This is a genomic window from Mucilaginibacter sp. P4_E8 (assembly GCF_056401495.1).
The window spans coordinates 18,757-27,243 of sequence record NZ_JBFUJG010000070.1 but is presented as its reverse complement, the minus strand read 5'-3'; the positions used below and the strand labels follow the sequence as shown (position 1 = coordinate 27,243).

Genomic DNA, 8,487 nt, shown 5'->3' with positions numbered 1-8,487 from the left:
CGAACTGCCAAACATTAAACAGGATGGTAAAAAAGTAATAGGCTACCGCGAGGCTATGATATTACCTAAACAACCAAAATCAATGATTGTGGTTGGCTCTGGTGCTATAGGTATTGAGTTTGCTTATTTCTATAATGCAATTGGCACCAAGGTTACAGTTGTTGAGTATTTAGATAATATTGTGCCGTTAGAGGACGAAGAGGTTTCAAAAGGACTGAACCGTATCCTTAAAAAACAAGGTATCAACATCATGACCAGTGCAAACGTTGAATCTGTTGACACCAGCGGCAATCTTTGCAAGGTAAATGTTAAAACAGCTGCAGGCACCGAAGTACTGGAGGCCGAGATCGTTTTATCGGCTGTTGGTATATCTACCAACATTGAAGGTATAGGCCTGGAAGAAAATGGTGTAAAAACCGATAAAGGCAAAGTATTGGTTGATGATTTTTACAAAACCAATATAGAAGGTGTATATGCTATTGGCGATATTGTTAAAGGCCAGGCACTGGCTCACGTAGCATCAGCCGAAGGGATCATCTGTGTAGAAAAAATTGCAGGTAAAAATCCTGAGCCTTTAGATTATAACAACATTCCGGGTTGTACCTATTGCTCACCAGAGGTTGCCTCTGTTGGATATACCGAAAAAGCTGCCAAAGAGGCCGGTTATGAAGTTAAAGTTGGTAAGTTCCCATTCTCTGCTTCGGGTAAGGCCAGTGCAGCGGGCGCTAAAGATGGTTTTGTGAAACTTATATTCGATGCCAAATATGGCGAATTCCTGGGTGCGCACATGCTGGGCTATAACGTTACCGAAATGATTGCCGAAGTAGTTACCGCCCGCAAGCTGGAAGCTACCGGTCACGAGATCATTAAATCGGTACACCCGCACCCTACCATGAGCGAAGCCGTAATGGAAGCCGCGGCCGATGCTTACGGTGAGGTGATACACTTATAAAAGTCAAAAAAAATAAAAGGTCAAAAGCCGGTCGCTGTTAAAAGCAACCGGCTTTTTGCTTGATAGCAGCTTATACTTTTCCATTTTAAAAATTTGCATAAAATAGATTTGCTTATCACCTTTTGAATTTTGACTTTTGAGTTTCGACTTATCTATGAAACTACACACCATTGATACCGGTTTTTTTAAATTAGATGGAGGGGCCATGTTTGGTGTAGTGCCAAAAACCATCTGGAATAAAACTAATCCGGCCGATGAAAACAACCTTTGCACCTGGGCCATGCGCTGCCTGCTGGTTGAAGACAATGACAGGTTAATATTAATTGATACCGGCATTGGCAATAAACAGGACCAAAAGTTTTTCAGCTATTACTATTTACATGGGCAAGCCACTTTAGATAGCTCCCTGGCTGCCCTCGGCTTTCACCGCGACGACATTACCGATGTGTTTTTAACCCATCTGCACTTTGACCATGTTGGCGGAGCAGTAATGAGAAATGGTGACAACCTTATCCCTGCTTTTAAAAATGCCGTTTACTGGAGCAATCAGCAGCACTGGGACTGGGCCACAAACCCTAACGACCGTGAAAAGGCGTCTTTTTTAAAAGAGAATATTTTACCTATACAGCAAAGCGGCCAGCTACAGTTTATCAACGGCCTTGATGGCGTTCAATTTACCGAAAACTTTCACATCAGGTTTGTTTACGGACATACTGACGCCATGATGCTGCCACTTATCAACTATAAAGACAGAAACATACTTTACATGGCCGATCTGCTACCGTCTGTAGGCCATTTGCCACTCCCTTATGTAATGGCTTATGACATGTTTCCGCTAAAAACATTGACAGAAAAGAAACTATTTTTAACCGAAGCCGTAGAAAAAGATTATATATTGTACTTTGAACATGACTCTGTTAATGAATGCTGTACATTGCAGCAAACCGAAAAAGGGATCAGAGCGAAAGAGGTATTTAAATTAAGTGATTTTTAGTTAGTGTTTTACGAACACCACAAAAACCATACCGCATGCCAATTTAAACAATTATTATTAAAAAATTGCACAGTTCCTTTACTTTAACTTTACTAACAACTCATAATCAACACTTTACGAAACAGCCTTATAACACATTTTTTTTGAAATTGCACCATGCAATTGTATTTTTTTAGAACAATTTTATAACTTTGCACGTTCTGTACTCAATAGAAAGTATAGAAGGTTTATTAAATAAATGAGACAACTCAAAATAACGCAATCCATTACCAATCGCGAGTCACAATCGCTAGACAAATATCTTCACGAGATTGGTAAAGTTGATCTGATAACTGCCGAAGAAGAAGTAATATTAGCTCAAAAAATACGCGAAGGCGATCAGGCGGCTTTGGAACGTTTAACCAAAACCAACCTTCGCTTTGTGGTATCTGTTGCCAAGCAATACCAAAACCAGGGTTTAACACTTGGTGACTTAATTAACGAAGGTAACTTAGGTTTAATTAAGGCGGCAAAACGTTTTGACGAAACCAAAGGTTTTAAATTCATATCATACGCCGTATGGTGGATCCGTCAGTCAATCCTGCAGGCTATTGCCGAACAATCACGTATAGTGCGTTTACCGTTAAACCAGGTAGGCTCATTAAGCAAGATCAGTAAAGCTTTTTCAAAGCTGGAGCAGGAGTACGAGCGTGAGCCTTCGCCCGAAGAACTTGCCGATATGCTGGAGACCACTGTCGACAAAATTTCTGATACGCTGAGTAATTCCGGTCGTCATGTATCTATGGATGCACCATTTGTACAGGGCGAAGAAAACACCCTGCTTGATGTATTGGAGAATCAGGAACCAAATACCGATTCGATATTAATTAACGAGTCATTATCTGAGGAGATCAAACGTTCGCTATCAACCCTTACCGAACGTGAGCGCGAGATCATCGTATTGTTCTTTGGTTTGGGTACCAATCATCCGCTTTCATTAGAGGAAATTGGCGAAAAATTTAACCTTACCCGTGAGCGTGTACGTCAGATTAAGGATAAAGCACTGCAACGTTTACGTCATACATCAAGGAGCAAGATACTGAAATCATACTTAGGTTAAACATAACCTGAAATACAACATAAAAAAGCCATTGGTGAGCAACCAGTGGCTTTTTTGCGTTGTATTATCAGGAGACATATGTGATGTGTCTCTACAATAAAAAACGTAGGGATTGTGTGATTCCCCTCAAGAGAGTAATAACCCATCATATGACAGAAGGGTAGCCCACTACGGGGCACACCAAATTTTTACCATTATTTTCTACAAATATGTAGTCCCTACGGGACATAGAGCAACAATTTAAGCTGCAAATGTGGCTGTATTTCATGTCCCGTAGGGACTACATATTTGTAGAAATAGAATCAAAAGGTTTTTTGCCCCGTTAGGGGCTACACTTCTTGAATTAGTATAGATACTGTCTTTTCATGGGCTATTACTTTCAAGAGAGGGAGCCTCCTATCCTATTTTTTTTATCCCATTTGGATTAATATTTCTTCTATAAGTTTTGGCACAAAACGAATATAATTACCGATATTTCGTTATAGATAAGTGAATTTAATATTCACATAATAAAAAAGTAATTTAGCCTACCAGAACATATTTTATGACTATTCCAATTTACCAGGCCGACGCGTTTACCGATAAACTTTTTGGTGGCAATCCGGCCGCTATATGCCCCCTTACCGAATGGCTTCCTGACGCTGTTATGCAAAAGATAGCCATAGAAAATAACCTGGCCGAAACTGCTTTTTTTGTAAAGACCCATAATGGTTATAAATTACGCTGGTTTACTCCCGAATACGAGATTGACCTGTGTGGTCACGCTACCCTGGCATCGGCACATATATTGTTTACCGAACTGGGATTTGAAGGAGATACCCTACATTTTGAAACCGTAAAAGCAGGAACGCTCCTGGTAAAAAGGGAAGGTGATAAATATACTATGGACTTTCCCTCAAGGCCGCCCATACCTATTGAACCACCTATGGGCCTGGCCGAAGCGCTGGGCGAAAAACAACCGCTTGCCTTTTTAAGATCAAGGGATTACTTCCTGGTTTATGAAACCGAGCAGGATATACAGGATATCACCCCCGACTTTTTCGCCCTGTCAAAAATGGATACTGTTGGTGTAATTGTTACCGCGCCAGGCGACAATTCCGATTTTGTATCCCGCTTTTTTGCTCCCGGGGCAGGCATCCCTGAAGATCCCGTAACTGGTTCGGCCCATTGCAACCTGATACCCTACTGGGCCAAAAAGCTTGGTAAAAACAACCTCCACGCCTACCAGATCTCGGCTCGGAAAGGCGAACTATGGTGCCAACTAAATGGCGACCGCGTACTCATGAGCGGCAAAGCTGTTACCTATTTAAAAGGCGAGATCAGGGTTGAGTTATGAGTTGAACCCCATCATTGTTTAACAAAATACGGATTAATATTCCCGTCAGCCTAATAAGGTTAAATAACCTGTGTGCGGTGCTGACGCAAAACTAATCAAGAGCAAAGACTACGAATGTACCAACGGGCATAAGTTTACGGAGCAACTTTAATGAAAAGAATATTTGGCGGTGTTTTAATTATAGCCTCTATCATTTGGGGTTTTTTATTTCTTGCGCTTGCAAGTGACAATTTTATTAACGGAGTGGCTTTATTACTCAATATTGTGGGGTGTTGCTTTGGAGTGTTTTTTGGAATACGTATGATCGTTAAGAAAAATGAATCTTAAATCTTTGGTCTAACTTTTATATAATCTCCTATCAAGACAAAGTAACAGCCTTAGCGGCAATTGAGCGCTCTACGACATGCACTATTCCCCCTGTATAGCATAGAGATTGCTTCGTTCCTCGCAATGACGCAGGATAAACTAAACCACCAAAAAAAGTTTAATAAAATCATTTTTTTATGATTACTTTGAAGGTTAAATTTTTGCAAGGATATAACAAAATAAATGCAGCTTACCCGCTTAGAAATCAAGGGCTTTAAAAGTTTTGGAGATAAGATCACCATTAATTTTAATGAGGGTGTAACTGCTATTGTGGGGCCAAATGGCTGCGGAAAGTCGAATGTGGTTGATGCCATCCGCTGGGTTTTGGGCGAACAAAGCACCCGGATGCTCCGTTCAGAGAAGATGGATAACGTTATTTTTAACGGAACCAAGAGCCGTAAATCGGCCAACCTTGCCGAAGTTTCCCTTACTTTTGATAATACCAAAAACGTACTGCCTACCGATTACTCGCAGGTTACTTTAACCCRCAAACTTTACCGTACCGGCGAAAGTGAGTACCGCCTGAATGATGTGCAATGCCGCCTCAAGGATATTACCGATCTTTTCCTTGATACCGGTATCGGCTCCGACTCCTACTCTATTATTGAATTGCGGATGATCGACGAGATCATTACCAATAAAGAGGGTTCTCGCCGTAACTTGTYTGAAGAAGCATCGGGCATATCAAAATATAAGCTCCGCAAAAAACAAACCTTCAGTAAGCTCAAAGATACCGAGGCTGATCTGGAACGCGTGGAAGACCTGCTTTTCGAGATAGAAAAGAACCTGAAAACGCTGGAGAACCAGGCTAAGAAAACCGAACGTTATTATCGCATTAAAGAGCAGTATAAAACACTCAGTATTATGCTGGCCTCGTTCAGGATCGTGTCGTTCAGCGAATCGCTAAAGAAAATTGAAGACCAGGAGCAAAAGCAAAAAGCCGAAAAAGGAGGCATAGTAGCCCAGATAGATACTTTGGAAGCCAGTCTGCAACAGCAAAAACTGGATAGCATCACCAAAGAAAAAAACCTTTCGGTTCAGCAAAAAACTACCAACGAGTTTGTTTCCAAGATCAGGGCTTATGAAAGTGAGAAAAAGATCAAGAACGAACAGCTCAAATTTCAGCAGGATAAAGAAGCACGGTTGAGCGAAGAGCTGGAGCGCGATAAGAACCAGCTTAACCACGTATTCTATAACATCAAGCGCCTGTCGGAAGAAAAAGCTACAGAGGACGAGACCCTGCAAGCTATCCAGAGCCGGGTAATCGATCTGAAAGAAGCGGTTGATGAGCTCCGCTTGCAGCAATCATCGGCACGTAACGAACTCAATGAACTTACCAATATCAATACACGGTTGCAAAACCAGGCTTACAAAGCCGAGAAGGATATTGATATACTGCAAATACAGCAACAGGCCCTGGAACAGGAAAGCCAGCGCAACATGGAAGATACCACCAATAAAGAGGTGGAGCTTTCGCACTTTAACCAGGTAGTTGCCGAACTGCAGGCCCGCAAGGAAACGCTCGATGATGAATATCAGTTATCACTGGAGGCTGAGAATAAGCTCAAAGAGCAGATTGCTGTTACCGATACCGAGCTTGTAGAGGTAAAGGATACCATTATAAAAGAAAGCCGCAAGCTCGACGCCAGGCAAAACGAATATAACCTCACCAAAAGCATGGTGGATAACCTGGAAGGTTTCCCCGAGTCTATCCGATTTTTGAAAAAGAACACTGACTGGGCCAAAAGCGCGCCGCTGTTTAGTGATGTGTTATTTTGCCGCGAAGAGTTCCGTGTAGCCATTGAAAATTATTTGGAGCCACTGATGAACCACTATGTGGTTGAAAGCTATGACGAGGCTATAAAGGCCATTAATTTGCTTAGCACAGCATCAAGAGGCAGGGCGCATTTTTTCATCCTTGATAATTACAGCGAGGTAGTTACTTCAAATCCTGCTTTTGAAAATGCCGGCGCGGTGTCGGCCTTAAAAGTGATTGAGGTTGATAAGCGTTATACCCTGCTATGTAATCATTTGTTAAAAGATGTTTACCTGGTTGATGATGATAAGGATCAGCAAATTAATAATGCCGCGCTACCCGATGGCGTGGTTTTAATAGGCAAAAGCGGTAAGTTCAATAAATCAAAACATACCATGGCCGGTGGTTCGGTGGGGTTGTTTGAGGGAAAAAGGATCGGTCGGGCTAAAAACCTCGAGAATTTAGCCAAAGAGATCAAGAGCATTGAAAACCTGGTTAATGGGCTAAAAACAAAATCAGACGAGTTACAGAGTAAACTTACCGCCTTAAAGGGATCAACCAAAGCTGCCGAACTGAATGAGCAACAACAGATCCTTAACCGCTTAAATACGGAGTTGATCACGGTTAAAACACGGCAGGAACAGTATCAAACCTTTATTGAGAACAGCCTTAACCGCAAGGACGACATAGCCCGCAAGATCACCACCATTAAGGACGAAATGCTGGCCCTGGAACCGCTGCTGGCCGAATTAAAAACCCAGAAAGAAATACAAAACGACCTGCTGATAGAAAAACAGGCGGCTTTTAATGAGCTGAACGAGTATGTATCGGTACAGTCGAACGCTTTTAACCAGGAAAACATCCGCTTTCATCAGCAGCAAAATAAGGTATCAGGATTAGTAAAAGATCTGGATTACCGCGATACGCAGCAAGAAAGCCTGGAGAGCCGCATAAAGCAAAACAGCGCCGAGTTTGAAAAAGTAAAGATAGCCATACAGGAAAACCTGAAACAGGCCGATAACTCTGATGAAGGCTTGCTGGAAATGTATGAGCAAAAAGAGAACCTGGAAAAGGCCACCCAACAGGCCGAACAGGAATATTACCAATGGCGCGGCATCATTACCGAAAATGAAAACGAGATAACCGCTTTACGCCGTAAAAAAGATAACAGCGAGGTTATTGAGAATGAACTGAGAGAAGAGCGCAATAACCTTAAACTGGAACTGAACGCCCTGAAAGAGCGCCTGTCGGTTGAGTTTAATGTAGATATTGAAGAACTGCCTGAAACGGAAACGCCTGTTGACGAAAGCGAACATGACCTGCGCGAAAAAGCCGAAAAGTTAAAAAGACAGCTGGATGATTTTGGCGCCATTAACCCTATGGCAGTTGAGGCCTATAACGAAATGAATGAGCGCTATACCTTTATCCAGGCACAAAAGAAGGACCTGAGCGAAGCGAAGGCATCGTTACTGGCCACCATACAAGAGATTGACGATACCGCGAAAGAAAAATTCATGACGGCATTTATCATGGTGCGCGAAAACTTTATTAAAGTGTTCCGTTCGCTGTTTAATGATGAGGACTCCTGCGACCTGGTACTAACCGATCCGCAGCACCCACTGGAATCTGATATTGATATTATTGCCAAACCTAAAGGCAAACGCCCCCTATCCATCAACCAGCTTTCGGGCGGCGAAAAAACACTTACTGCAACGGCAATCCTGTTTTCGCTTTACCTGCTTAAACCCGCGCCGTTCTGTATTTTTGACGAGGTTGATGCCCCCCTTGATGATACCAATATTGACAAGTTCAATAACATTATCCGCACCTTCTCCAAAGATTCGCAGTTCATCATCGTATCACATAATAAAAGAACCATAGCCAGCACCGATGTAATATACGGTGTAACTATGGTTGAACAGGGAATATCGCGCGTGGTTCCGGTTGATCTGCGGGAACTTGCCGATTAATAAATTGAAATCGC

6 protein-coding genes are annotated in these 8,487 nt (G+C 42.3%); all 6 read left to right on the top strand.

The features are described from left to right. On the top strand, positions 1 to 952 hold a 952-nt coding region (locus tag AC1DRQ_RS20620), incomplete at its 5' end, for an FAD-dependent oxidoreductase (protein ID WP_477426632.1). 154 nt (positions 953 to 1,106) lie between these two features. After that, positions 1,107 to 1,946 (top strand): MBL fold metallo-hydrolase, encoded by an 840-nt coding sequence (locus tag AC1DRQ_RS20615; RefSeq protein ID WP_477426631.1) that lies wholly within the window; start codon positions 1,107 to 1,109, stop codon positions 1,944 to 1,946. A gap of 238 nt (positions 1,947 to 2,184) precedes the next feature. Next, a complete protein-coding gene (locus AC1DRQ_RS20610) occupies positions 2,185 to 3,045 on the top strand; it encodes a sigma-70 family RNA polymerase sigma factor (protein ID WP_094570678.1) in 861 nt (286 codons plus the stop codon). A gap of 544 nt (positions 3,046 to 3,589) precedes the next feature. Continuing rightward, positions 3,590 to 4,381 (top strand): PhzF family phenazine biosynthesis protein, encoded by a 792-nt coding sequence (locus AC1DRQ_RS20605; protein ID WP_477426630.1) that lies wholly within the window; start codon positions 3,590 to 3,592, stop codon positions 4,379 to 4,381. A 150-nt stretch (positions 4,382 to 4,531) separates the two neighbouring features. After that, positions 4,532 to 4,708 carry a hypothetical protein gene (locus tag AC1DRQ_RS20600; protein WP_477426629.1) on the top strand — a complete coding sequence of 59 codons (177 nt, stop codon included), beginning with the start codon at positions 4,532 to 4,534 and terminating at the stop codon, positions 4,706 to 4,708. A 222-nt stretch (positions 4,709 to 4,930) separates the two neighbouring features. Then, complete coding sequence (gene smc / locus AC1DRQ_RS20595; RefSeq protein ID WP_477426628.1) at positions 4,931 to 8,473, top strand: chromosome segregation protein SMC; 3,543 nt, start codon at positions 4,931 to 4,933, stop codon at positions 8,471 to 8,473. The last annotated feature ends 14 nt before the right edge of the window (positions 8,474 to 8,487 follow it).

Excerpts from the sequence above, each read along its gene's own strand:
- AC1DRQ_RS20610 (WP_094570678.1), top strand. The coding sequence starts at position 2,185 with ATGAGACAACTCAAAATAACGCAATCCATTACCAATCGCGAGTCACAA.
- AC1DRQ_RS20615 (WP_477426631.1), top strand. The coding sequence starts at position 1,107 with ATGAAACTACACACCATTGATACCGGTTTTTTTAAATTAGATGGAGGG.
- AC1DRQ_RS20605 (WP_477426630.1), top strand. The coding sequence starts at position 3,590 with ATGACTATTCCAATTTACCAGGCCGACGCGTTTACCGATAAACTTTTT.
- AC1DRQ_RS20600 (WP_477426629.1), top strand. The coding sequence starts at position 4,532 with ATGAAAAGAATATTTGGCGGTGTTTTAATTATAGCCTCTATCATTTGG.